Below are 23,391 nucleotides of genomic sequence, written 5' to 3'. Positions count from 1 at the left end.
CCATCCAAGAAAGCCGCGCCCAGTCTGCCGAGGAGAACGCCGCCCGTCTGCGGGAAATCGAGGAGCTGCGCCAGTCCATCCAAGAAAGCCGCGCCCAGTCTGCCGAGGAGAACGCCGCCCGTCTGCGGGAAATCGAGGAGCTGCGCCAGTCCATCCAAGAAAGCCGCGCCGAATTTGCTGAACAAGCTGCTGCCCAAGCTCAAAGCCTGCGAGAGCTACAGCAAGTTGTCAGCGAGACCCGCTCTGACTTAGCTCACCTTGCCGAGTGGGCAGAGGAAGTGACTCAAGCTCTGGTTACCCTCACCGCCCTACAACGAGAGCACGAACGCGCCATTCAGGCCATCAACCAACGGCAGGCGGAAACGGATCAGAGGTTCAACGTTCTCCTTGAAGAAGTGCGCTATCTGATTCGCCGGCAAGGCTCTGACGGAAATCCTCCCCCCTCGTTGCCCTGAGCACTGGGATCCCTTCGGAACTGCGAAGACAGTCCTAATCTTCATCCACTTCCCACTCCAACAGGTGTGCATAGGGAGCCACCAAGTGGGGAGCATAAAAGGCAACGGCTCGAAGGGCATGCCAGTCTTCCAAGCAGCCAAAGACGGTCGGATACTCATTGCGCTCCAACCGCTCTGCAATTGCCGCCACATCAGCTTCAGTAAACTGGCGGGGATCCATCCCCTTAGCAGGGGCTTCCACTTTGGACTTGGATCGGGCAGACATAGGCAGCCTGAACACGCTACAAGCCGATCTTAGCCTCTTCTTTTCGCTGGCCAAAAACTTGAATACTCCCTGTCCCAAAGGGAGAAAATTCTTAATTACTGGTATTTCTTAGCAACACTGCGTGAACAGCTTTAAGACAGTCGTGTGGTTTTTTGGGCAGTTGAGTCTTCTCGCCACTGTATTTGCTGTAGCACAAAAGCCGCCCTACTGGTTGAGTTCCGCGTAGGGGTAGAACGGGGCTTCAGACCCAACTTTTGGGCAAGCCGGGCCGTGGGCTCCCAAACTCTGAAAAGGGATCCCCATTCCTCCAGTTTCGTGGCAAGGTGAGGACAGATACCGCATCGGAGGCTGCTATGGAGAGCAAGATCCCCGCCCGCGATGTCCAAGTTGCCCTTATCGGCCCGTCCACGTTGGTTCTCCGCTCCCGCACCTGGGATCGCCTGAAGTTTGAGCTGGAATACGCTCGGCAACGGGGCACCACTGCCAATAGCTACCTCATCCAGGCCCGCCAAACCCTTCTCATCGATCCTCCCGGGGAATCGTTCACCAGCATCTTTTTAGAAGAGCTGGCCCAACACCAGTACCTACAGCGGTTGGACTTTATTTTGCTCAGCCACGTCAACTTTAACCGCATTGCCACTCTCAAGGCCCTATTGCCTCTGGCTCCCTATGCGATGGTGCTCTGCTCCAAACCGGGATCCATTACGCTACGGGCCGCCTTTGAAGAGATGGATCCCTTGCCCCGCAGTCGCGACGAAGAGGAAGCCGCCGATCTGGGCATTTTCTACAATGGCGACCAGTCTTTCCGTTTGCGGGTCATCCGGGATGGGGATCGCCTGGATCTGGGAGAAGGGCATGAGTTGCACTTTCGCACCGTGCCCACACCCCGCCACCCCGATGCCCTCTGTGCCTACGATCCGGCTACCGGGATCCTCTACACCGATAAGCTGTTCGGCGCCCACGTGTGCGATGAGCAAGTGTTTGACGAACATTGGCGGCAGCTCAGCGAAGACCGCCGCTACTACTTCGACTGCTTGCACCGCAACCAATTGCCCCAGGTGAAGGCAGCCCTGGCCAAGTTGGAAGAATTTCCCGCCCAAATCTATGCCCCTGCCCACGGCCCCTTGGTGCGCCACAGCCTGCGGCGCTTGCGGCTGGACTACCACACTTGGTGCGAAGAGGATCCCGGCGAGCAGCGGGTAGCTCTCCTATACACTTCCGCTTACGGAAATACAGGCTTGATGGCCATGGCTATAGCCCAAGGGCTGGAGCGGGCCGGCGTTAAGGTGGAGCGGATCAACTGCGAATGGGCCACTCCGGAGGAGATCGCCCAAGCTCTGGAGCGCTGCCAGGGGTTTGTTATCGGATCCCCGACTTTGGCCGGCCATCCTCCTGTGCAGATCCAAACCGCCCTTGGCATCATCCTTTCTTCAGTTCCCACCACCCGGTTAGCCGGGGTTTTTGGCTCCTACGGCTGGAGCGGCGAAGCAGTGGATCTTATCGAGAGCAAGTTGCTCAATGCCGGCTTTTCCTTGGGGTTTGAGACGATCCGCGCCAAGTTTAAGCCCACCCCTGAAATCCTGGAAGCCTGTCAAGAGGCGGGATCCCAGTTTGCTCAGGCCCTGCGCAAAGCCAAACGAGCCCGCGCCCCTCGCCAAACCAGCAGTGAAACTCAGGCGGATCGGGTTGGGCAAGCCCTAAGCCGGGTAGTGGGATCCCTGTGTGTAGTCACCGCCCTGCAAGGAGAGACCCGCCGCGGCTTCCTCACCTGGTCGGTGGCCCAGGCTAGCTTCAATCCACCAGGGCTAACCCTGTCGGTGAACAAGGAACAAGAAGCCGAATTGCTGACCTATCCCCAGGCCCCCTTTGTGCTCAACATCTTGCGGGAAGGCAAAGGTAGCAATTTGCAACGGCACTTTCAGCGGCCCCAGCGCCCTGGAGAAGATCGGTTTGCCGGCTTGGCCACGGCCACTGCCGAAAATGGCTGCCCCATTTTGTTGGATGCCTTAGCTTACCTGGAGTGCCGTGTGAAAACTTGGATGGACTGCGGGGATCGCTACCTGGTCTATGCCGAGGTGGAACGGGGCAAGGTGCTGGATCCCACGGGGGTTACGGCCATGCGGCGGGGGTAGTGTATTGGAGAACAAAGATTTGTTGTGGAGTCAATGCTAACTGGATCCCGTCGATCACCTTGAGCTGACGATCTGCTCGGCAAATTTCCGGCTCTTGTTGAGGAGCAAATACCAAAATAGAGTAATCGTCTAAATCCACCATCCACCCTAATTTGCTGCCGTGCTTTAGGCAATGCAGGATATTATCGATTACACGGCTTACCCTTTGACCCGGCGAAAGAATTTCGATAATCCAGTCGGGTGCTGCGGTGAAGTCATCTTCTGGCTCGCCTGTTTCACTGAGGCGAATTCGATCCCACGCAATTACGGCAATATCGGGAACAATGGAACGACCGGAAAAAGTGCAACGCAGTTCGGGCAGGGCAGTATAGTCGGTGGTGCTGCCGTCAACCTCAGCCACGAGGCGTTTTTGCAAAATGGAGTGGCGGGCTTTGGGCAGCGGTTTTTGAATGGCAACTCCATCCACGTACTCCCATGCCGGAGACTCTTCTATGTGAGGCAACTTGAGGAAGTCTTCAAGAGTGAGAGCCAAATCTAGGCGAGTTGTCATAGGTTTAGGCAAAGCCCCCCCGGATCCCTGCCAGTACTGTATCCCAAACCCCAAAGCGAGGGGGAGCGGTGGAGTAGGGGTTAAAACTGCGGCAATTGGGGTAGATGGAGCGTGAAAGTCGTCCAACCAGCAGAGCTGCTGACTTCGAGGGATCCCCTCAGTTGATCCACCATTTGCTTCACCAAGGCCAAGTCTAGATCGGTACTCCCTTCCTTAGCCCACACTGCGGAGCCCTAGCAAAGCAAAAAGCCCCCAGGCAGGGTAATCACCTCTCCTGAGGGCCAAACCCCCTCAAATCCCAGGTAGGTTAAGCCTGAACTCTGCTCGGCTCGTAGAAGACTTTGGGCAGAGATCGAGCAAACTTCGAGAAATCAGCCCTTGACTTGCGCGAACCATAATCTGCCTTTAAGTCAGAACGATTGAAAGCTATCTTCTCTCTTGCGGGCTCGTAGAAGATCCACCTCCTAAGGGTGTAGTTCACTTCATAGAGAGTTTGCCGAACGCCGTTTATCAACGATAGAGATCTGGAGCTGGGAGCCTTTGGCGGCTGATACCAGTAGATATCCTCGGGAGATACAGATAGAGGCTCTGGACCTGCAAAGGGCGGCTCGTAAAAAGTTGCAAAGTCAGGCTGAGGTCGGCACTGAAATTGAACCTGATACACCGACTGAGAGGTCATTTCCTGCCGACTCTGCTGCCAAAGCTGCAGCATCTTGCCGACATCAAATCCCATCGCTCGCTGAAAATGCCACAGGGATCCTTGTAGAAAAAAGAAGGCTAAGTAGAAGTGAGCATTCGCCAGCCAAACCCTTGAGGAGTAGTTCCACGCTCCCGTTTGATTTGGATCGAAGTAGTAAGGAGTAAAGGCGGATTTCAGCTCCAGGGTGGGGCCGTAAAACTCCACCGGGTAGGCCAGCGAGTTAAACCCACAGTAGTAAGAAGCCGCAAAACCGGCTAGGGCGATGCCGAATAGAGAGTAGGAGAGGATCCCATCTGCTGAGAAGAGAAAGCGAGCTTTAACCCACTCAAACGGCGGAACCAGGATATGCCACACCCCTCCCAACAAGAGAAGAGCTCCCACATAGATATGGCCCCCCACCAAGTCTTCCAAATTATTGACATCAAACAGGTGGGTGCGGTAGTTCCAAAGGGTGGCAAAGTCCAAAGTTGGAGCCGTAACCAGGCGTACCTGACCGGTGTTGGCGTCATACAGCCCCCCGAACACCATCGCCTTGGCCACCAACAATAGGGATCCCAGGCCCAAAATCAGTAGGTGGTGCCCCAAAATCACTCCCAACGTTTTGGCATCATCCCAAGTGAAGTGAAACTTGGCAGCCCTGCCGAATTCCATATCTAAGCTGGGGGGAAGTTGGGTTTGGTGGAAGTAGGCTCCTCCAGCCAACACGCCGGCAGCCACCAGGTGAATTGAGGCAATGGCCACATAGGGAAAGGTATTGACGATCTGGCCACCGGGGCCAACCCCCCACCCCAATGTGGCCAAGTGGGGCAGCAAAATCAGCCCTTGCTCGTACATGGGCCGCTCTGGCGAGAACTTGGCCAGCTCAAACAAGGTAAAGCCCCCCGCCCAAGCCATGATCAAGGCCGCATGGGCCACATGCGCCACGATAAAAGTATTAGAGAGGTTCATCAATCGAGCGTTACCTGACCACCAGGGGTAGCCCGATGGGTGCATCTTTTTGGCATTCATAGATAGCTCCTCAGTGAGCCCTCAAAAATACAGGCACGTTTAGCTCAGACCGGCAATGATATGGTCAAGATAAACGGCCATTTCTTGACTTGCCTCTGTGTCGAGACTTTCGGTCAGGACCTCTTTCATGGCATTGAGGGCCTGAATGACGCGATCGATGGGAACGCCGAGGGTGATGTAAGTTTCTTTTAAACCCTGCAACACGCGCTCATCCAAAATTGAGGGATCGGCAGCCAACATGGCGTAGGTGGCATAGCGTAGAAAATAGGTCAGGTCCCGCAAGCAAGCCGCGTAGCGCCGAGTAGGGTACATATTGCCCCCCGGTAGGGTAATATCCCCGTAGAGCAAGCTCTTGGCAACCGTTTTGCTGATAATGCTGCTGGCGCTGGAGCTGATGGTTTTGGCCGCCTTGACGCGCATGTTGCCACTCTGGAAATAGCGATTTAATTGTTCCAGAGCTGCGGCATCTAAGTAAGAGCCTTTCTCATCGGCGGGGTTAATCAGGGAAGTGATGGTATCTTTCATGGATTTTTCTCCTCTAAGCACTAGTAGGGACTGATTTCTTGAGGCAATTGGGCAAATGCTGTTCGCGTTAGCGGGACGGAGTCCTTGCACCGCTTGCTCAGGCATTGCCTGTGAGAACTCTTATGGATTGCAACTTAAGACAACTTCACAGCTTGCAGGTCAAGCTCGCAAAGCCAGCCGAAACCTCAAGCTCACAGAGGCAGGAGTAGCGCGCCTCAACTCTAAAACTGAGCGAGAGGGCAGCGATTTGTCTATCCATTCATCGATTCAAAAAGCGCGAATCAGTCGATCAAAGTAGGGGGCAGCTAGAGCCATCTCCTCTGAAGAAAGAATGCCGGCAGCTACCTCTTTTAGGCAGCTCATCGCCACCCGCAGGTTGGGTAGCGGCACGCCCAAAGAGATGTACATTTCTCGCATGCCGTTCAAGCCGATATCTTCCAGCGGCTTATCGTTGCCTGCCAAGATGCAATAGCTAACCAAGCGGATATACCAGCCTTGATCTCGTTGACAGAGGGCAGTTTTTTGAGGGTTGCCCTTATTGCTGGGGGTGTTGGGGCATTTGGCCCAAAACCGTTTGCTGCCTTCCTGGACAATTTTTTGCTCGTTCTCTGCTAACTTTTGGGCGGCTCGGATGCGAACTTGACCCTTGCTGAAGAAATCCTCTAGCTTGGCGATCTCGGCACTGCTGAGGAAGCGATCAGCCGCGTCCGACTGCGCGATGACTTGGGCAACAATGCTCATAGGTTTTTGGCAAGGAACACTCTACAGGTAACAAAGTAAGCCAGATCCTCAAGAACCGAAATCACTTATTAAGAAAAAGTTGTGAATTGAAACTTACTTGCAACAAATCCTCTCTGCCTCGCGTCTTCGGCAGCGTGACCAGATTGAGAAGGTTGGGTTGGCGGCCAATCCAGATCCCGGATACGACAGCAACCCTCAGAATACTCAGCCTCTATCTCTTCTGGCCGAGATGAGCATCTGTGTTGGGAACTATTTCCGTATCTGTTGCTACAGAACTTACAATAAGACGGGCTGTGCAGAGGTACCGGGGGAGAGAACCCCTAAGGTAGGGATCAAATCGGCGCTGCGCCGCTTTAAGGGCTAAGTTTCTGAGGCAGGAATCTTGCCAGATCTGCGTAACCATCGCTACTTTGAAACCAACCTGGAAAAGCGCAAGCGCAAAGCAGGAGTCCCCAGGGATCCGCTCAACCTTTAAAACTGGGGCAGAGGGGGCAGGTGGAGCGTGAAAGTTGTCCAGCCGGCAGAGCTGTTGACCTCAATGGATCCCCTCAGTTGATCCACCATTTGTTTCACCAAAGCCAAGCCCAGACCGGTGCCCCCTTCTTTCCAAGGATCATGGCTGGGGATCCGGTAAAAACGATCGAAAATGCGGGTGAGTTCCTCAGCCGGGATCTCTTGGCTATTCCTGACTTGGATGCGAGTTCGGTTGGCCTCAACCCTGACTTCTAGGCGGATGGATCCCTGGCCGGGGGTGTATTTCACCGCGTTGTGTAGCAGCTCCCGCAGGATACGCCCCAAAAGGAGAGGATCTGTGGTGATGCTGCTCTCCAGAGGCACGTTGGCTTGAAAGGTTTGCCCCTTAGTACGGGCGCGTTCGCCAATAGCCAACAGCAAATCCCCCAACAAGGCTTCCCAGGTCAGCGTTTGCAGATTCAAAGCATAGGCTCCTGCCTTTAGCCGCTGCAAATCCAACAGGTCATTGATCAGCTCGATTTCCCGCTGGCATTCTCGCTCTGCAATGGCTAAGTATTGAGCTCGTTTCTCCCCAGTGGGAGCCATCTGCAACATTTTCAGGGCCATTTTCATGCTGGCTAGAGGAGTGCGCAACTCGTGGCTGACGGTGCTGATAAAGTCATCTTTGAGGCGGTTAAGGCGCTCCAGGGCTTGCACCTGCTCTTGGGCAGCTCGGAATAGGCGCGCCTGCCTTAGGCCGATAGCACATTGATTGGCCACTTGAGCTACGAGATTCATTTCCTGCTCATCAAAACTTTCCTCGCTGCTGCGAAAAACCCACAGATCCCCCAAGACTTGCTCCCCATCCCGCAGAGGGCAGACCAAGACTGATCCTTGGCGGGGGGCGTCAGGAAGTAAACAAAATATGCAGGGCTCTCCTCGCAACAACTGGGCGTAGAGATCTGGATATTGGGCAAAGGGAATACAAGTATGCAAGGCCGACCCCAAGCGAGGACAATACTCGTAGCTGATGGTGGAAAGGGTGAGATCGGCGTTGTAAAGGCCAATATCGCAGCCATCTGCATTTAGGTTTTCTCCCAGCTCGCGCAGAGCGGTGTTGAGAATTTCAGCTTCATCCAGAGAGTCGCGCACCCGGTCAGTGATGCGTTTCAGCAGGGCCTCAAATTGCAGGGATCGCTGCAACTCAGAGGTGCGCTGCCGAACCTTTTCTTCCAAGGTTTGATTGAGGGCTTGCAGTTGTTCATATAACTGGGCCTGTTGCAACGCGATGGCTAATTGATCGCTCAGCTCTTGTAAAAGCCGGATTTCCCACCCCTGCCAAGGGCGGCTGGATTGGCAGTGCTGTGCCACCAGAAGGCCCCAGAGATCCTCTCCCCGCCGAATTGGGATCACCAAGTTGGCTTGGGCCTGGAAAGATTCCAAGAGCTCCCGATAGCAAGGATCCAAATCGGCTATTGCTACATCCCCCACTGCCTGGACAAAGCCCTCTTGGTACTTGCGGTAGCACGGATCCCTTTGGAAATACTCATCCCACACGTAGCGGCCCAGGTGGCTGGGCCAGGGATCCGCCACCGACTCAGCAGCTACAAACCCCCCTACACCTTCCTGCAACTGATAGATCATCACCCGATCCACCTGGAAAACCTCTCGCACTTCTGCAACACTGGTTTGCAAGATAGATTGCAAATCCAAATCCTGACGGATGCGTCGCAGCAAAGCTCCAAGCAGCCGCTCCCGCTCTGCTTCTTTCAGCAACAGATCTTGGGCTTGTTTGAGGGGCGTTATGTCCACAGCGATGCCGCAAACGGCGTAAGGAGACCCCTGCTGATCCCGCAGGGCAAGCTTGGTGACCCACTGGGTCAATCTCTTGCCATCGCGGAAAAAGGTTCGCTCGTAGCTGACAGGATGCGGAGATTGCAGGACTTTTTGATCCTGATCTCGAAATTCTAGAGCCTCTTCTGATGCGAACAGCTCACTATCCAACTTTCCAATGAGCTCTTCTGCCTTGCAGCCTCTCTGTTGTAGATAAGTCTTGTTTACATGAAGATAGCGCCCTTCCAGATCTTTGAGAAAGATAGAAAAAGGGATCCCGTCCAGAATAGCCCTAAGCCGAGCTTCGCTTTCTTGTAGAGCCAGCTCTGCTTCTTTCTGCTCCGTAATATCTTCGGTAATGCCAACAATACGGATAACCTCTTGCTGTTCGTTCAAGATGGGTCGGCAAGAAGTACGCAGCCAGCGCAGCCTGCCACCCCGATGGAAAATGCGGTAGGTGATCTGCTGGGCTTCTTGAGTGGCTCGGGCGGCCGCCTGCAGTACCCTTGGCAGATCTTCGGGATGGATCGTGTCTTTCCAGAGATCTGGCTTGCGGCGAAACTCTTCTGCTGTGTAACTCCAGATCTTCTCGCTTTGGGGGCTTTTGTAGAGAGACTGGCTCAAGTCTGCAGAATACACAAAGAAAACCACCGGTACAGCCTCTGCAATTTCTCGGAAGCGGGCTTCGCTCTCTCGCAAAGCCAGTTCCACCTGCTTTTGTTGGGTGATATCGCGGGTACTGGAAACGATCCCTTGCACAGAGGGATCCTCCAAAAGATTGGTGCAGAGGCTCTCCAGCCACACCCACTGGCCGTCGGCATGTTGGGCCCGGTAAATAAAGCTGAGTGTCTCGCCAGGTCGAGCCTTGAGTTGCTCAAGAGCATTAGCAACGTTCTGCCGATCCTCGGGGTGAACCCAATCCAAGGGTACGGCCTCTCCCTGATTGGGAGCACGCCCCAAAATTTTCTCAGCAGCCGGAGGATTTAAGGTATGCAGCAGACCTTGGGCATCGATCCGACACAAAATGTCGTGGCTGTTGTTGAGGAAGGCGCGAAAGCGTTCTTGTTGATCTGTTAGCTCTCGTTGCAGGCGCTTTTGTTCGGTGATATCTAGGACAATGCCGAGAAGTCCCAAACCTTTAGACTGATCCTGAAGCTTTACGGCCAGGCGATAAGTATAGCGCTCCTGACCTTGAATCATTTCCTTACCTTCGAATTGGCAAAACCCTTGCCGCTCTACGTCGGATAGAACTTGAGAGGTGTACTCCAGCCAGTGAGGATATTCTCGAGCTGCCTCCTCCAGAGAAGTACCCAGCAGATCGCCAAACCAGGCGCGGTCAGTGGCATTTTGCAAAATTAGCACTCCCTGGGGATCCCTGGCCCACACCGCCAACGGCAGGGCGTCCAACAAGGTGCGCAGTTGGGCTTCCCGCAGCCGCAGGTTTTCTTCCAACTGTTTCTTCTCGGTAATGTCTCGGCCCACCCCGCGAATGAACTGCAAGCGGCCCCGCCGGTCAAAAATGCCTTGGTTGATCCACTCAAACCACCGCACCTGCCCCGCTGCATCCGCCACTCTGCTAATCCGGGTAAAGGTGGGCTGCTGAGGGGTAAGGTGGGCTATCTTTTGCTGCGCCTGCTCCTGCTCTTCTGCCGGCAGCACGTCGATCCAGCGCCTGCCCCGCCAATCCCCCAAGATTTTCTGGCAAGCTTCGTTACATTCCACCACCGTCGTATCTGCACGCGCCAGCATGATGACATCGGGAAAACCCACCTGATCCCGCTGCAGCCAGCGCCTTTGCCAGTACATCACCACGGCCAGTGAGGATCCCCAAAGGAGCAGCCAAAGCCATCCGGGCAGAGTGTTCCAGTTGAGTAAGGTAAGCAGGTTGACCAGATCCCAGGAGGCGCTCATGAAGGTTGTCGATTAAGTTAAGTTTAGAAAGTGTCAAGGAGTACGCTGCTTTTCGGTAGCATTTCTAACCCAGGATCAAGCACTGTGCCAACAATTCCCCATCTCCCCGAAAAGGAGAGCAAAGCTTGAGTCTACTGGAACGGTGGGGCAGTATCCTCGAAAAGGGGGCTTTCAGGGTGAAGAGTTGTTTCTTAGGTTTCCTGAGTGTTCGGATAGATAGTTCTGAATCCAGCGCACCAGCCGCTGAGAGAGCACGAAAGCTTCTGGTTCGTCCCCTTTGATGCCGACTTGGCTGCTAAAGCAGGCGATGACCTCCTCGTTCAGCTCCGGTTTAGAAGGATCGCTGTGAAACTGCAGCCGCACTTGGCTTTGGACCTGAAAACTCTCTTGAGCTTGGTTATCCAAAACTTCCTGACCCACTCGATGCAGCCGCACTCCTTTCAACTGAGCCAAGGGATAGGAAAACACCTGCTGCCGCCAAAAGCCCCAAGGGCCACCCAGCCGGGTCAAGGTCACCCGTTGGCTTTGGCAATCTAGATTCAGGATCTGCCCCAACCCCCAAGGGATCCCAATCCACAAGCCCATCCCCACAGCCACCAACCCCCACAGCGGCGAACGGGCCCACAGTTGGGATCCCAAAATTAGCAGCACCAAGCCCCCTGCCGCCCGCCAAGCCAGTTGCTGAGAGGTAAACCGTTGTAGGGCAATGCGCAGCCGTTTGGGATTGCGCTCCAGAACCTGCGGATAGACCGGTGCCATGAAATGGGATCCCACTGCTTAGGCTAGCTTAACAGGGGTTGCTTTTCCCTAGGCGCTGAAGGCATCTTATCCGGGCATTGCGTTGGTGAAAAACTACAACTCCGGCTCGGCAAAAAACTCTGATAAATCCAGCGCAAATCCAGGGATCACCTCTCCACCTTCCAGGATGTCGCCGGGTTTCTTCAATGCTTCAGGCTCAGGCCGGCGATAGACCAGAACGTATTTCTCTTCAGGATGAATGATCCAGACCAGCCGGGATCCATTCTCAAAATACTCAACGAGCCTATCATGGATCTCTCCAATGGTGTTGGCATCGGAGAGAACTTCTACAGCCAAGTCTGGGGATCCCTCAATATAACCCCTTGGGATCCCGCCCAGAGATTGCAGTCGTTCTTTGGAAAAAAAAGAACAATCCGGAGAGCGGCGATTACCGGATTTCATTTTGAAGGAAGTATCGGAATCGAAGGTAAATCCAATCCTTTGACTGCGAACGTACGAGCCTAGAATGATATGAATCAAACTTACGTAGTACCCATGCTTTGCGCCTGCCGAGCCCACAGTAACCAGTTCTCCATTCACAACCTCATAGCGATTGCCATCCTCCGGTAAAGCCATAAACTCTTCGTCAGTCCAAATTTTTCGAGAAGCTGCCGGAGAACTATCAGCAGGTGCCTCGGCCAATTTTTCTCTTTCCAAAACCTCGACCATCATGACCTCCGCAATGAAAAACGGCTAAACCAACCAAGGGAGCCGGTCTGGGGTCAACACATCCTGAAGAGCGATCTGCACGCCCGGTAAGAAGTCAGCAAGCTGCCCTGAGGGATCCCCTTATTCAGGATCCACTAGGGATCCCATGAACAACACGGTTTGGGCCGCTGGGTTGCCGCCGGATCCGGAGGCCACAATCGCAAACCAGAAGGGCCGATCTGCCACAAATTGAAAGGGCTCTTGCCGGTCGACAGCAGTCCGGGAGACGATCACCCCAGTAGCGGCTGCCGCCTCGGATCCCTCTTCGTTCACTTCAATTGCTGCTTTGTGCAGGACTTTGCTGATCCGCGCTGGCTCTGGGGTCATCTGGCTGAAATCGGCTCGGTTGGAAAAGGCAATCCCCAGGCCCAACTGTTGTAGAACTGAAGTGAGATCCGTTTCATAAGCCAATTCAAATCTCGGGATCCGCACCGAACCTGCACGGGGGTGCAGGGATCCCGTCCATTCTTGCCAAGTTTCCGGGCTCAGCTCTGCCCGCAGCGATTCCAGCTTCACTCCCTTCTTGGGCAGCAGGATCAGCATTTCCAGCTCCCCTTCCCCGTAGGGCAGGCTCACCACCTGCAACTGCTCGGTTTCCAGGTAGTCGTAACGACCTGATTGAACCATCATGGGTACTCGGACGCGGCGGCCATCCAACCGAGTAAAGGGCTGAGTTTGGATGCGCTCCGGATCGAAGGGCTGAGTCCACTCGCCTTTGAAGTAGATGGCATTGAGCAAAACCATCAAATCCTCGCGGCTGAGGCGATCCACAATGCGGTTGATCTTGCCCTGGGTGCGCTCGGCCACCCAGCCGTTGATCTGGTTCACCGTTTGCCGGGATCCCAAATTCACCCGATTCACCACCGCTTGGTAGTAGGTGGCCAAAGCCTGCAAAAACTGGGGCTGTAAGGTGAGGGTTTGATCCACCCAGAGGCCGTTGGCCATTTGCACCTGGACTGGCCCTCCTGCCGGGGATCCCTCCGCCAGCCAGCCCACCATTTGGGCATTGCTCCAGTTCAACTCATTGAGGGAAAGGTCCTGTGCCTCCAGCACCTCGGCCATTGCCGTTTGAGTCTCCCCAGAGGCGCCGTTGTAGAGCATGCTCAGGGCCAGGCGGATGCTCAAGGGGGAGAAAAAGAGGTTCTCTTGGGGCTGCTGACGGAGCAGGTGATCAAACAGTTTCAGCGCAAAGCGGCTTTGGGCTTGTTGGGCCACGGTCTTTTCCCCATACCCTTCCCCATAGGTCACCGTTGGCTCAAAGGGAATCCGCACCGGGGTTTCCTGTGAACGGGATCCCATCCCGTGAGTGGGCCAGAGGCCCAGGAGCCCCAGGCCAAGCAGAGCCAGAAGCGGGATCCGGCTCACCGAGGATCTATTGAATCTATTGAAATTGAAATTGAAAGAGTCTTTCATACGGCTCTCCTGGCAGGGTGGGGAACGATAAAGTCTATGGCTATGCTATCGGGTCGGTTGCGGGCTGCTCTTGCCCAGGGACGCCATTTCCGCTGCGCTCAAGGGGGAAAAGCACAGGCAGCTTCCGGCAAGCAAGAATTGGCAAGGCCCTCCCAGAGGGGAACTTCCTGCGTCTGGCTGGTCAAGTCGCAGCAGCAGCGTCTGGCGCGATAGGATGAAGCCTGCACAGGAGAGTGCCACATGGTTCTGTTCGTGATACGGAGTCCGCAAAAAGTTCCGCGAGGGTGCAGAGTCGCCTTGGGTCTGGCTCTGCTGCTCCTGGGATCCGGCTTGGGATGTGCTGCTGCCCCGGAGAGATCTCCCGCCTCACAAACTCAGGTAACCGAAGCCATCTCTCCATCCCCCCCAGCCATAGGGCAGCCCCAGCAACTGCCGGTTGAAGCCGAAGTCACCCTTGCCGGCCAACGCTTTGAGCTAGAGGTGGCCCGCACCCCTGAGCAGCAGCGCTTGGGCCTGATGTTTCGCACCGATTTGCCGCCGGATCGAGGCATGTGGTTTCCCTTTGATCCGCCCCAGCCAGCTTCTTTTTGGATGTTCAACACCCTGATCAACCTGGACATCATTTTCCTTCACCAAGGCAAGGTGGTGTACATTGCCGCCGATGTGCCCGGCTGCCCCGCCCAACCCTGCCCCACCTATGGGCCGCCTCCTTCCCAGTTGGTGGACGGTGTGCTGGAGTTCCGCGGCGAGACGGCTGCTGCTTTGGGTTTGGCCGTTGGAGATCCGGTCGAGATCCGAGAGCTTCAGCCCGTAGCCCCTTGATCTCTCCCTCCCTTGGGGACAAGGAAGACGGGCTCGAAGATGATCTTTTGAAGAATCTTTGCGATGATTTTTGAGGGTTGCTAACTAAGCCTACAGAAGAGCATGACTCTAGTCAATAATAAGCTCAACTATACTGAAAATAATGTATAATATGTTCAGTGCGGATTACTACCAGTTGATCTTTCTGTTTACTTTCGAGTCTGCCAACATGGTAGCCAAAGCAAAGCAGAAAATTGGTAGTAAGACGACACGGAAACTGCGCTTTGGGTATTCTACTCAAAGCTTTGCGGGATACCGCCATTCTGTTTGGACTCCGTCCCGCTAACGCGAATGGAAACAAACAGAATGCTATCGCTGCATAGTTGAACAGTGATGTTCAGCAGTGTTCAGCGTAAATGTATCAGGCGACGACAAGCCCAAGAGCAGTTTGGCCACCGCAAGCGAGTCTATGGATGTCAGCAGCGTAAGTCATTGGATAGGGGTGGGGGCTGTCGCCCTAGCCTCCATCCTTTGGGCTGAGATCGTGCGGGATGTGCGCCATTGGCTGGCCCACCGGTGGCCCTGGCTGATGCCCAAACACATCCTGCACCACCGCCTGTTCCGCCCCGACCTTAGCGTGGTGGATGCACAGCTGTACCGAGAATCCCAGTGGCACCACGACGTTCCCGAAGCGGCGACGATGATCCTGGCCGGGATCCCTTGGGTGGTGGTATTGGGCTGGGGATCCTGGCTGTACGGCCTGGCGGCAACGGTGGGCATTCTCTACTCGGCCAGTTTTTGGGTGGCTGGTATGCTGCGCGGCTATGGGCTGGCCCTGCAAACGGACATCACCCACCAGCCGGGGCCTTTCCCCGTTCCTCCCAGCCAATGGCATGTCAACCGCGCCTACCACTGGCGGCACCACTTCGACGATACCAACGCCTATTTTTGCGGCACCCTGACTCTCGTAGATCGGCTCATGGGCACCAGTCTCTCCTTGAAAGGCAAGCGAGTAGCCGTCACCGGCGCCTCCGGCACCCTGGGCCGGGCCTTGCTCAAGCATTTTCACCAGCAGGGGGCCAAAGTCATCGCCCTCAGCTCCCATTCGGATTCGGTTCACATCGAAGTGGACGGCCAGATCCAGCCGGTGGAGACCGTTCGCTGGCAGGTGGGGCAAGAGGGATCCCTGGCAGAGCTGCTGGAGCGGGTGGATATTTTGGTGCTCAACCACGGCTTCAATGTTCATGGGGATCGGGATCCCGAGGCCGTTCGCCAGTCTTATGCCGTCAACACCTTCTCCAGTTGGCGGCTGATGGAGCTGTTCTTCCAGACAGTTCGCAACAACTCCGAGATGGCCACCAAAGAGGTGTGGGTGAACACCTCGGAAGCCGAGGTCAGCCCCGCCTTCAGTCCCCTCTATGAACTCTCCAAGCGGGCTTTGGGAGACCTGGTTACCCTGCGCCGCCTGGATGCCCCCTGTGTGGTGCGCAAGCTCATCCTCGGCCCCTTCAAGAGCCAGCTCAATCCCATCGGGGTCATGTCGGGAGATTGGGTGGCCGCCCAGATCCTGGCTCAAGCCAAACGCGATTGCCGCAACATCATCGTCACCATCAACCCCCTGACCTACTTGCTTTTCCCGCTCAAAGAGCTAGCTGTGAGCACCTATTTTCGCCTGTTCAGCCGCCGCTCTTCTCGCCCAGTTCTTCTTGATCCTGCCGCCGGGATCCCTTTGATTTAGAGGAGTCGGCAAATCCTGGTCGGCTCTATGGCATTGGGTGCAAAAGTGGAGTAAGACAAGAGCAGGTTCTTTGGCGTCAGTAGGGCAGGATCCCTTGCGCCAATACGAACTTTTGGGGAGCGAGAGCGTACTTTGGCTTGGCGGAATCCAGCGGCTCGATCCCCGATGAGCGTTGGGTGTGAGGAGTAGGAGTGAGCGTGAACATGGTGCGACAGTGGGTGGGCGCAGTGCTCTGCGCGGTGGGCGGATCGTTGATGCCAGGGCTGTTGTCCGGCTGTGCCATCCCGATGCCTTCAGCATCTGCGGGGGTTTCTGAAGTGCAGGTGCGGTTGGTGCATGTGGCCCCCAATGGCCCTCGAGTTGACTTGGAAGTGGGAGGAGTGAGGGCCGCTCGGGGTGTAGCCTATGGCTCGGTGAGCGAATACGTGCGCATACCGGCGGGCGAGTACGACATCGTTTTGTTTTCGACGCCTGAGAACCTCGGCCAGTCTGCAGGTTCTTCAGTTGTGGCCAGAACCGTAGCCAATCTCAGGGGCGGGGGAGTGTTCTCGGTGGTGGCCGCCAATGAGCCGAATCGCATGACGGCCCTCGTCTTAGAGGACAACATCCATCCGCCGTTTGATCAGGCCCTGGTGCGATTTGTCCACGCTGCCCCCGATGCGCCGGCTCTGCAATGGCAAGGGGAGCAAGGGCGTGTGCTGATCCCCCAGTTGGCATTTGGGCAGGTATCCACCTTTCAAGCCATGCGCCCCGGCTTTACCCAAATTCAGGTGGCCATAGCCCCTTCAGCCCCTGGGGCAGGTGGGCAGTCGGCTCCCAGCCGGAGCATTCCCTTGCAACGGTTTGACCTGCAGTTAGAAGCAGGGAAAGTCTATACCCTTTATGTAGCAGGATTGTTGCGCAGCAATCCGACCCTAAGCCTGGTACTGGCAGAGGAAACTCGAGCTCGCAGGCTTCTATAGCAAGGCTACTTGTGGCTCCATCCTTTCTATACTGTTCTGGGATCCCTTTTCCTCACAAGGGGTACAGCCTGTGGATGCTTTGTTTCAAGTTGTAGTGCTGAATCAAACCCCAGATCCAGAACGGGTCATCTACCAAGCGATGCATCAGGATTACAGCCCTGATTTTGTTACCCCAGAGGGCCGGATCCCGGAAAAGTATGGAGAGGCCGTGGTGCGGCATTTGCTGGAGGGCAACCGTGGCCACTATGGGCCTCTAGAGCATCCTCAGATCACGTTTGGGGTGGGCTATTTTCCCCACGCCGTCATGCAACAGGCCCGTACTCATCGGGTGGGAATTTCTTTTGATGTTCAATCCTTCCGATATACAGGCCAGCAAATTGCCGATTTGGGCAAAAAGCTCTTGTTCTCGCCAGCGGTGCGGAGCACAACCGAGACTGCTGCTCCTGTTGGCGAGACCGGCTACGGTTGCGTCAGCAATCGCGTCAGCGGGCCGGAGGCCTATCGCGACAGCGGTGCGGAGCACATTGCGGAGCACAGTGGCGGGACGGAGTCCTTATTTTCCTTGCAAGAGCTGGAAACTCTGTTTTACGTTCCTGCCAGCGTCAAGGAGGGCAAGGCCAAAACCCGCCAGGGCTTCAAACCCATCTCCCCCGAGGCTCTAAACATCATTCTTGAGCAATATCGCAGCCAGGCCATTGCCTATTATCGCCTGGTGGAAGAGTGCGGATTGCCCTACGAAGATGCTCGTAACATCATTGGCTACGGGATCCGGCAGCACTTTGTGGTCTCCTTTAATTGCCGCAGCTTGATGCATTTCCTAGATTTACGAGCTAAAGAAGATGCCCAGCGGGAAATTCAATATCTGTGTGAGCTGATTTGGCCTCACTTTGAAGCATGGTGTCCCCACGTAGCGGCTTGGTATCGTAAGCATCGCTGGGGAAAGGCCCGATTATCCCCTTAGATTGATTTGGATAGTCGCCAACCTCTTCTGCCGATAACTCTGTCCTTAATCTTTTGTCGGGTTACGGGTATGGATCCCGAAGCTTATGAGCAAATGGCAGGCTTGGAAGACCGGCATTGGTGGTTTTTGGGTCGCCGTCACATTCTGAGTCGGGTTATTGGATCCCTGTCGCTTCCCCCCTCTGCTTATATTTTGGAAGCTGGCTGTGGTAGCGGCGGCAACCTGGAGATGTTGTCCAGATTTGGCAAAGTTTGGGCTATGGAAAAGAGTGAAATTGCACTGCCGCTGGCCCAAGCTCGCGGTATTGGGATCGTGGCAGAGGGGGAGTTGCCAAACCGGATCCCCTTTGGTTCTCAACGATTTGATTTGATTGCTTTGCTGGATGTGCTGGAGCATCTGGAGAATGACAAAGAAGCTCTCCTAGCCCTCAGTCAAAGGTTAACCCCATCTGGCTACTTAGTTGTAACTGTTCCGGCTTATCCGTGGCTGTGGAGTTTACATGATGAGCTTAATCATCACAAGAGACGATATACCCGCGGGCAACTTTTGTCGTTGCTTAAAAGCTCAGGTCTAGAAGTTTATACCCTTGTTTTCTTCAACAGTTTTCTTTTCCCAATCATTTCAGGGATCCGCATAATGCAGAAAGTGCTTCGCCTGAGGGAAAGCCAAGATCTGAAAATGCCGCCGCTTTGGCTCAATCGACTGCTGACGGGTATTTTTGCTGCAGAAGCCTATCTGATACCTAAGTTTTCTCTGCCCTTTGGTGTATCTCTGCTGGCAGTAGCCGGCCCGGCAACGAAATTGTAGTATCCTGTCATCATTGCTGTTCTCAGACTGCACTTTGATCATTGCTTAAACTCTCATGTTTCGACATCCAATTTCTGCAATTCTGGTAGTTTCTACAACAGCCTTTTCCGACGGTACTTAACCCACTCAACAGGGATTTTTATCTCTTGCATGATGAGGATCCCAATTACTTAAAGAACTTATTTTGTGTCAGCAGCATGAAGTCCTTTGAAGCTGGGAAGGGCCGTCAATAGAATTATCTGGTGAGGGCTACCCATTCAAGTTTTGGTCAACACTGATCTTGTCCAATAGCCTCAGATGCACAATCTTTTCTGTAAGATTGTCAACAGTCTTGATGCCGAAGGAGATAACCCTTGGCCGAACGCGGCTATAAAACTCGTCTGGATCTGCATCGTTTGTGGGTGCCCTTGGCCTGTTTTGGCGATGGCCTTTGTATTTGGTTGGCCTTTGGGGCGGGCTACTGGCTGCGCAGCTTGCGTCCTCATCAGCTCTTGCCTTGGGATGTCTACGCGGCCTTGGGATTGTTGACCGCCCTCAGTTATTGGGGCATTCAGGCGGGCTTAGGCGGATACGGTGAGTCGAAGCGCTTGTCTCGCTTTGAAGAATGGGCCAGTTTGCTGGTTGGGTTGGGATTGACGTTTGGTTTGGTGCTGGCAGGGGCCTTTTTCGTTCGCTCGGTCTCTTTGTCGCGGCTGGTGGTGGGCTACGCCGGCTTGTTGGCTCTGCTGAGTTTGACTTTGGTACGGGTGGGGTTGCGGCTGGGCATGGGCTGGTTGTGCTCTAGGGGCTACGGTCGGCGGCAGGTCATCTGGGTGGGATCCTGGTCGGTGTTGGCGGAAGTGTTGGAGCGATTGCAGCGATCCCCGCAGTTGGGCTTCCAGGTAGTCGCCTGGGCATGCGTAGAGCAAGGCTCTTTTGAGGAAGATCCCCCATCTCAAAATGGGGATCCCTGTCAAGATTCATATCCAGTACTAAACACCGCCCGCCCTACCTCTGGCGGGGTTGAGTCTGCCGACAGGACTCTGTCCGGCTCATCCCGAGGAACCCTCTCCTGCTTGTGCAGTCAGCTTGAGCCTTCCTGGTCGGCTCTTGAGCGTCTGGATCTGGTCCATTTGATTGCCTATCTGCAAGCCCACCCAGAAGTGCAGGAGGTGTGGTTTGGGCAACCGGAGCTGGCAACTGCTCCTCTGTTGCTCAGTTTGCAAACATTGTCGGTGCAGGTGCGCTTGGTGCCGGATATCTTAAGTTTTTTAACGGTGAACTTCAGCCTACAGTCTCTCGACGGGATCCCGCTGCTAACTCTGCGTCAGCCCCCTTTGCGCTACGCCCACAACCGGTTCCTCAAGCGAGCTGTAGACATCCTGGGAGCTTCCCTGGGCCTGATCTTGCTTAGCCCTCTGTTTTTGATTATTGCCCTGCTGGTAGCCTGCAGCAGTCCTGGCCCCATTCTGTATTGGCAAGAGCGGGTGAGCTTGGACGGGCGTCGCTTTTGGATTGCTAAGTTCCGCACCATGCGAGTGGATGCTGAGGCAGCCGGCCAGCCGGGCTGGACGCGCCCCGGGGATCCGCGCCGAACCAAGATAGGAGCCTTTTTGCGCCGCACCAACCTGGACGAGCTGCCCCAACTGTGGAACGTCCTGAAAGGGGAAATGAGCCTAGTGGGCCCCCGCCCAGAGCGGCCCTACTTTGTCGAGCAGTTTAGCCAGGAGATCCCCAAGTATCCGGATCGGCATTTGGTAAAAAGTGGCCTCACCGGCTGGGCCCAGATCCACGGCCTGCGGGGAGATACCAGCATTGCCCGCCGCACCCAGTATGATCTCTACTATGTGCAAAACTGGTCGCTGTGGCTGGATCTGCGCATCTTGGCCATCACCTTCTGGCAAGGGATCCGCGGACGGCTGGCCGGATACTAGGGGTTAGCGTATGCCATTCTCCCCCCAAGAGCTGCTCTACGAGGGCAAGGCCAAGCGCATCTACCGCACTGCCGATCCCAGGGTTTATCTTTGCCAATACAAAGACGACGCCACGGCCTTCAACGCCCAAAAGCGGGGATCCATCGCCGGCAAGGGAGAGGTGAATTGCACCGTCTCCAGCCATGTGTTTGCCTACCTGGCGCAGCAAGGGATCCCCAACCATTTCTTGGCCCAAACCGGCCCCACCGAGATGCAGGTGCGAGCCTTGCACATCCTGCCTTTGGAAGTGGTGGTGCGCAACCGCACAGCGGGTAGCCTCTGCCGACGGCTGGGCCTGGAGCAGGGCCTTCCCATCGAGCCGCCGCTGGTGGAGTTCTATTACAAAAACGATGCCTTGGGGGATCCCTTGGTAACCCCCGACCACATCCGCCTATTGCAGTTGGCCACGCCGGAGCAGGTGGAGCGCTTGGGATCCCTGGCTTTGGCCATCAACAACCATCTGCAGGCTTTCTGGCGAAGCTGCCGCCTAGAGTTGGTGGACTTTAAGCTGGAGTTTGGCCTGGACGAGAAGGGAGAGATCCTGCTAGCCGACGAGATTAGCCCCGATACCTGCCGTCTTTGGGATCGGGGGGGATCCGAGCCGCGAGTGCTGGACAAGGATCTCTTTCGCTTTGATCTGGGGGATCCGGTGGCTGGCTATCAAGAGGTGTTGCAGCGGGTGCTTCAGGCAGTGGGATCCCAATTCCTTCTCTCCTAGAGGGAGAGGAGCCAGGAGTGAGGGACTATAATCGCCTCAGCGATCCCACTCCTTTAACGCCCGAGCCTCCTTTCGCTTGTCGGGATCCCGCCATGACCTCTCCCCGCCCCCCCTACCCCGGCGAGCGTTTCCGCCGCCAACTGGCCAACCTGCTGGATGCCTGGGTGGAGCAGGGGTTGATTGAACCTGAGCAGCGGGATCGGCTGTGGGAGTACTACCAACTGGATAGCTTGCCCCGAGCGGCCGGCAGCCGTTTTGTCTTGGTGCTGCTACTGTTTGGCGCAGTTCTGGTAGGCCTGGGGGTGATCTCCTTCGTGGCCGCCAACTGGGCTGCCATTCCCCGCTGGGCCAGAGCCTGGGGGTGCTTGGCCCTCATGGTAGGGCTGCAGGTGGCGGGCTTCCAGGCTTGGCAGCAGGGATCCCGACGGCTGGGCAGCGCCCTGCTGATAGCCGGTGAACTGACCCTGGGAGCCTGTATTGGCCTGATGGCGCAGTGGGTTCAGCTTGGCGGATCCGCGGCAGGCTTGTTTTGGGCCTGGGGGATGGGCAGTTTGGCCATGGCCTACGGCTTGCGTCACAGCCCCAGTGGTGTACTGGCCTGCCTTCTGCTGGGCTCGGGGATGGTAGCCGACTTCGTGGATTGGGGGACTGTCAACTTCCTCTATCCTTGGTTGACCCTGGGCCTGCTGGTTCCTCTGGCCTATTGGTGTTGCTCTCGCTGGGTTTTTGCCCTGGCCGTGGTGAACTTTGGCCTGGCGTTGCAAGGGTTAGCCGAGCGTTTGGGCAGCTCTTTTCCAAGCTTGACCCTTTTGCATCTGCTTGGTGTTGCAGTTGTGTGGGGGTTGAGTCTGTGGCACCAACGCCATAAGCCTTGGCTAAGCCGGGTTTTAACTGAAGGAAGGGATCCAGAGCTTCCCGGAGAGCTGGAGCAAGGCTTGGATTTGGCCCCGACGGCCCAGAACTTGGCTCTGCTGGGGTTGGGTGTCCTGCTCTATGTCTGGAGCTTTGTCGGGACGTGGGCCGATCTTTCCGAGGATCCCCTCTGGAACGTTGGGGATCCCTGGGCGAGCTTGTCGGCAGTGGGGTTGCTGCTGCTGACGGGCTGGGGCTGGTGGCAGGGTTGGCAGGAGAAGAGATCCCAGCCCGTTTCGTCTTGGCTGAAGGATGCTGCTGTTCTGATTTCTCTGGTTGCCTTGGCGCTTTTGCTGGGGATCGGCAGCGCTGTGCCTTTGAACGTGACGGCAGGAGCAGCCTTGGTCCTCTTTGCCCCCTGGATAGTGACCTTGCTGTTGCTGGGGCTGTCAGCAGTGCTCTGCTGGGAAGGGCTACAGCAAGGGCGGCGAGGACGTTTCTGGCAGGGACTGTTGGGGCTGACCCTGGTGGTGCTGACCCGCTTTTTCGAGTACCCAACCGGCCTGTTGGCCAAGTCGGCGGTGTTGGTGGCCTGTGGGATCGGGGTAATCTGGCTGGGGCTGAAATTTGAGCGGCGGATTTTCTCCCGTCTCTAATTCTTGCCCTTCTAGGAAGCCAAGCCCCGCTACATGATCAAGCAAAGGAAAAAGCTGGAATTGAGCTGGAATTCACAAGAATTTACAAAGTTTAAGGAACCTGCTTGTATTCCCCAATGTCTTTGCTAGGTTGTGTTGATCTTTCATTTGAGCCAAAAGAGAGCACTGACGAGATAGAGAAAACTCAAGAAGTTCCTGACCAATTTGTCAAAACGAGAAAATAGATGCCGGTACTGCTTTAACTTATGAAAAAAGCATTCGATTAAATGCCTCTCTTTATACAGATGCTTGTCATAATGCCGCTGCGTCTTTCTATTCCTTTTAGGCGGAATAACCGCTTGAGCTTCCCCTATCTTCTCAATCAACTTATCCGCATCATATCCTTTATCCCCAATTACTTTGGTATCCTTTCTCTGCCAGCCCTCTATCAATTCTTCCCCTTGAGTAATATC

20 protein-coding genes and 3 pseudogenes are annotated in these 23,391 nt (G+C 55.5%); 12 read left to right on the top strand and 11 right to left on the bottom strand.

What is annotated here, in order from left to right:
* Nucleotides 1–455: pseudogene (locus tag ACVWXF_RS11725) on the top strand (hypothetical protein); the annotation flags it as partial.
* A 34-nt stretch (nt 456–489) separates the two neighbouring features.
* Here ACVWXF_RS11725 and ACVWXF_RS11720 read toward each other — a convergent pair.
* On the bottom strand, nt 490–720 hold the full coding sequence (locus tag ACVWXF_RS11720) for a DUF2555 domain-containing protein (protein ID WP_414355764.1): 231 nt from the start codon (nt 718–720) through the stop codon (nt 490–492).
* 353 nt (nt 721–1,073) lie between these two features.
* Here ACVWXF_RS11720 and ACVWXF_RS11715 point away from each other — a divergent pair, with 353 nt between their 5' ends.
* Nucleotides 1,074–2,852: a flavin reductase gene (locus ACVWXF_RS11715; RefSeq protein WP_457474469.1), complete on the top strand. Its 1,779-nt coding sequence runs from the start codon at nt 1,074–1,076 to the stop codon at nt 2,850–2,852.
* Here the strand turns inward: ACVWXF_RS11715 and ACVWXF_RS11710 are convergent.
* The 4 genes from ACVWXF_RS11710 to apcD all read right to left on the bottom strand — a co-directional run bounded on the left by ACVWXF_RS11710 (nt 2,830) and on the right by apcD (nt 6,376).
* Nucleotides 2,830–3,402 carry a Uma2 family endonuclease gene (locus ACVWXF_RS11710; RefSeq protein WP_457474468.1) on the bottom strand — a complete coding sequence of 191 codons (573 nt, stop codon included), beginning with the start codon at nt 3,400–3,402 and terminating at the stop codon, nt 2,830–2,832. The two genes, ACVWXF_RS11715 and ACVWXF_RS11710, sit on opposite strands and share 23 nt — an antisense overlap.
* Nucleotides 3,403–3,709: 307 nt before the next feature.
* A complete protein-coding gene (locus ACVWXF_RS11705; protein WP_457387765.1) occupies nt 3,710–5,110 on the bottom strand; it encodes a chlorophyll a/b binding light-harvesting protein in 1,401 nt (466 codons plus the stop codon).
* Nucleotides 5,111–5,149: 39 nt separating this feature from the next.
* On the bottom strand, nt 5,150–5,635 hold the full coding sequence (locus tag ACVWXF_RS11700; protein WP_099812041.1) for an allophycocyanin subunit beta: 486 nt from the start codon (nt 5,633–5,635) through the stop codon (nt 5,150–5,152).
* A gap of 267 nt (nt 5,636–5,902) precedes the next feature.
* On the bottom strand, nt 5,903–6,376 hold the full coding sequence (gene apcD, locus ACVWXF_RS11695) for an allophycocyanin subunit alpha-B (RefSeq protein ID WP_099812040.1): 474 nt from the start codon (nt 6,374–6,376) through the stop codon (nt 5,903–5,905).
* Between the two features lie 331 nt (nt 6,377–6,707).
* Between apcD and rpsU the strand changes: the two are divergent.
* Nucleotides 6,708–6,851: pseudogene (gene rpsU, locus ACVWXF_RS11690) on the top strand (30S ribosomal protein S21).
* Here the strand turns inward: rpsU and ACVWXF_RS11685 are convergent.
* The 4 genes from ACVWXF_RS11685 to ACVWXF_RS11670 form a co-directional block, all read right to left on the bottom strand.
* Nucleotides 6,848–10,573, bottom strand: coding sequence for a PAS domain S-box protein (locus ACVWXF_RS11685; protein WP_457474467.1), 3,726 nt, complete (start codon nt 10,571–10,573; stop codon nt 6,848–6,850). The pseudogene rpsU and the gene ACVWXF_RS11685 sit on opposite strands and share 4 nt — an antisense overlap.
* Nucleotides 10,574–10,744: 171 nt before the next feature.
* The gene (locus ACVWXF_RS11680; protein ID WP_457474466.1) at nt 10,745–11,332 is read right to left on the bottom strand and encodes a hypothetical protein; all 588 of its coding nucleotides are present in this window, start codon (nt 11,330–11,332) and stop codon (nt 10,745–10,747) included.
* 93 nt (nt 11,333–11,425) lie between these two features.
* The gene (locus tag ACVWXF_RS11675; protein WP_011433374.1) at nt 11,426–12,040 is read right to left on the bottom strand and encodes a Uma2 family endonuclease; all 615 of its coding nucleotides are present in this window, start codon (nt 12,038–12,040) and stop codon (nt 11,426–11,428) included.
* Nucleotides 12,041–12,160: 120 nt separating this feature from the next.
* Nucleotides 12,161–13,444 (bottom strand): serpin family protein, encoded by a 1,284-nt coding sequence (locus tag ACVWXF_RS11670; RefSeq protein WP_457474465.1) that lies wholly within the window; start codon nt 13,442–13,444, stop codon nt 12,161–12,163.
* A gap of 84 nt (nt 13,445–13,528) precedes the next feature.
* Here ACVWXF_RS11670 and ACVWXF_RS11665 point away from each other — a divergent pair, with 84 nt between their 5' ends.
* The 3 genes from ACVWXF_RS11665 (at nt 13,529) to ACVWXF_RS11655 (ending at nt 16,031) form a co-directional block, all read left to right on the top strand.
* Nucleotides 13,529–13,705 carry a hypothetical protein gene (locus tag ACVWXF_RS11665; RefSeq protein ID WP_457474464.1) on the top strand — a complete coding sequence of 59 codons (177 nt, stop codon included), beginning with the start codon at nt 13,529–13,531 and terminating at the stop codon, nt 13,703–13,705.
* 27 nt (nt 13,706–13,732) lie between these two features.
* Nucleotides 13,733–14,314 carry a DUF192 domain-containing protein gene (locus tag ACVWXF_RS11660; RefSeq protein ID WP_457474463.1) on the top strand — a complete coding sequence of 194 codons (582 nt, stop codon included), beginning with the start codon at nt 13,733–13,735 and terminating at the stop codon, nt 14,312–14,314.
* A gap of 448 nt (nt 14,315–14,762) precedes the next feature.
* Nucleotides 14,763–16,031 (top strand): bifunctional sterol desaturase/short chain dehydrogenase, encoded by a 1,269-nt coding sequence (locus tag ACVWXF_RS11655; RefSeq protein WP_457474470.1) that lies wholly within the window; start codon nt 14,763–14,765, stop codon nt 16,029–16,031.
* A 76-nt stretch (nt 16,032–16,107) separates the two neighbouring features.
* Here ACVWXF_RS11655 and ACVWXF_RS11650 read toward each other — a convergent pair whose 3' ends face one another.
* Entirely contained in the window at nt 16,108–16,314 is a 207-nt protein-coding gene (locus tag ACVWXF_RS11650) for a hypothetical protein (protein WP_457474462.1), read from the bottom strand.
* Between the two features lie 4 nt (nt 16,315–16,318).
* Here ACVWXF_RS11650 and ACVWXF_RS11645 point away from each other — a divergent pair, with 4 nt between their 5' ends.
* The 6 genes from ACVWXF_RS11645 to ACVWXF_RS11620 all read left to right on the top strand — a co-directional run bounded on the left by ACVWXF_RS11645 (nt 16,319) and on the right by ACVWXF_RS11620 (nt 22,939).
* A complete protein-coding gene (locus ACVWXF_RS11645; protein ID WP_457474461.1) occupies nt 16,319–16,993 on the top strand; it encodes a DUF4397 domain-containing protein in 675 nt (224 codons plus the stop codon).
* 70 nt (nt 16,994–17,063) lie between these two features.
* A complete protein-coding gene (locus tag ACVWXF_RS11640) occupies nt 17,064–17,954 on the top strand; it encodes an FAD-dependent thymidylate synthase (RefSeq protein WP_457474460.1) in 891 nt (296 codons plus the stop codon).
* A 69-nt stretch (nt 17,955–18,023) separates the two neighbouring features.
* Nucleotides 18,024–18,761: a class I SAM-dependent methyltransferase gene (locus ACVWXF_RS11635; protein WP_457474459.1), complete on the top strand. Its 738-nt coding sequence runs from the start codon at nt 18,024–18,026 to the stop codon at nt 18,759–18,761.
* A 353-nt stretch (nt 18,762–19,114) separates the two neighbouring features.
* Nucleotides 19,115–20,674: a sugar transferase gene (locus ACVWXF_RS11630; RefSeq protein WP_457474458.1), complete on the top strand. Its 1,560-nt coding sequence runs from the start codon at nt 19,115–19,117 to the stop codon at nt 20,672–20,674.
* Between the two features lie 10 nt (nt 20,675–20,684).
* Nucleotides 20,685–21,431, top strand: a complete 747-nt coding sequence (gene purC / locus ACVWXF_RS11625; RefSeq protein ID WP_414344193.1) for a phosphoribosylaminoimidazolesuccinocarboxamide synthase — start codon at nt 20,685–20,687, stop codon at nt 21,429–21,431.
* 17 nt (nt 21,432–21,448) lie between these two features.
* Nucleotides 21,449–22,939 (top strand): DUF2157 domain-containing protein, encoded by a 1,491-nt coding sequence (locus ACVWXF_RS11620; RefSeq protein WP_457474457.1) that lies wholly within the window; start codon nt 21,449–21,451, stop codon nt 22,937–22,939.
* A gap of 143 nt (nt 22,940–23,082) precedes the next feature.
* Here the strand turns inward: ACVWXF_RS11620 and ACVWXF_RS11615 are convergent.
* Nucleotides 23,083–23,391: pseudogene (locus tag ACVWXF_RS11615) on the bottom strand (IS5-like element ISSoc13 family transposase); the annotation flags it as partial.

The organism is Thermostichus sp. MS-CIW-40, from assembly GCF_054058315.1.
Note: the sequence above shows the minus strand (reverse complement) of the source record. Positions and strands in the feature narration are given on the sequence as shown.

What these genes read in the sequence shown, in the direction of transcription:
- ACVWXF_RS11720 (WP_414355764.1), bottom strand. Translation starts at nt 720, where the DNA reads ATGTCTGCCCGATCCAAGTCCAAAGTGGAAGCCCCTGCTAAGGGGATG.
- ACVWXF_RS11715 (WP_457474469.1), top strand. Translation starts at nt 1,074, where the DNA reads ATGGAGAGCAAGATCCCCGCCCGCGATGTCCAAGTTGCCCTTATCGGC.
- ACVWXF_RS11710 (WP_457474468.1), bottom strand. Translation starts at nt 3,402, where the DNA reads ATGACAACTCGCCTAGATTTGGCTCTCACTCTTGAAGACTTCCTCAAG.
- ACVWXF_RS11705 (WP_457387765.1), bottom strand. Translation starts at nt 5,110, where the DNA reads ATGAATGCCAAAAAGATGCACCCATCGGGCTACCCCTGGTGGTCAGGT.
- ACVWXF_RS11700 (WP_099812041.1), bottom strand. Translation starts at nt 5,635, where the DNA reads ATGAAAGATACCATCACTTCCCTGATTAACCCCGCCGATGAGAAAGGC.
- apcD (WP_099812040.1), bottom strand. Translation starts at nt 6,376, where the DNA reads ATGAGCATTGTTGCCCAAGTCATCGCGCAGTCGGACGCGGCTGATCGC.
- ACVWXF_RS11685 (WP_457474467.1), bottom strand. Translation starts at nt 10,573, where the DNA reads ATGAGCGCCTCCTGGGATCTGGTCAACCTGCTTACCTTACTCAACTGG.
- ACVWXF_RS11680 (WP_457474466.1), bottom strand. Translation starts at nt 11,332, where the DNA reads ATGGCACCGGTCTATCCGCAGGTTCTGGAGCGCAATCCCAAACGGCTG.
- ACVWXF_RS11675 (WP_011433374.1), bottom strand. Translation starts at nt 12,040, where the DNA reads ATGGTCGAGGTTTTGGAAAGAGAAAAATTGGCCGAGGCACCTGCTGAT.
- ACVWXF_RS11665 (WP_457474464.1), top strand. Translation starts at nt 13,529, where the DNA reads ATGGCTATGCTATCGGGTCGGTTGCGGGCTGCTCTTGCCCAGGGACGC.
- ACVWXF_RS11660 (WP_457474463.1), top strand. Translation starts at nt 13,733, where the DNA reads ATGGTTCTGTTCGTGATACGGAGTCCGCAAAAAGTTCCGCGAGGGTGC.
- ACVWXF_RS11655 (WP_457474470.1), top strand. Translation starts at nt 14,763, where the DNA reads ATGGATGTCAGCAGCGTAAGTCATTGGATAGGGGTGGGGGCTGTCGCC.
- ACVWXF_RS11650 (WP_457474462.1), bottom strand. Translation starts at nt 16,314, where the DNA reads ATGGCACAGCCGGACAACAGCCCTGGCATCAACGATCCGCCCACCGCG.
- ACVWXF_RS11645 (WP_457474461.1), top strand. Translation starts at nt 16,319, where the DNA reads ATGCCTTCAGCATCTGCGGGGGTTTCTGAAGTGCAGGTGCGGTTGGTG.
- ACVWXF_RS11635 (WP_457474459.1), top strand. Translation starts at nt 18,024, where the DNA reads ATGGATCCCGAAGCTTATGAGCAAATGGCAGGCTTGGAAGACCGGCAT.
- purC (WP_414344193.1), top strand. Translation starts at nt 20,685, where the DNA reads ATGCCATTCTCCCCCCAAGAGCTGCTCTACGAGGGCAAGGCCAAGCGC.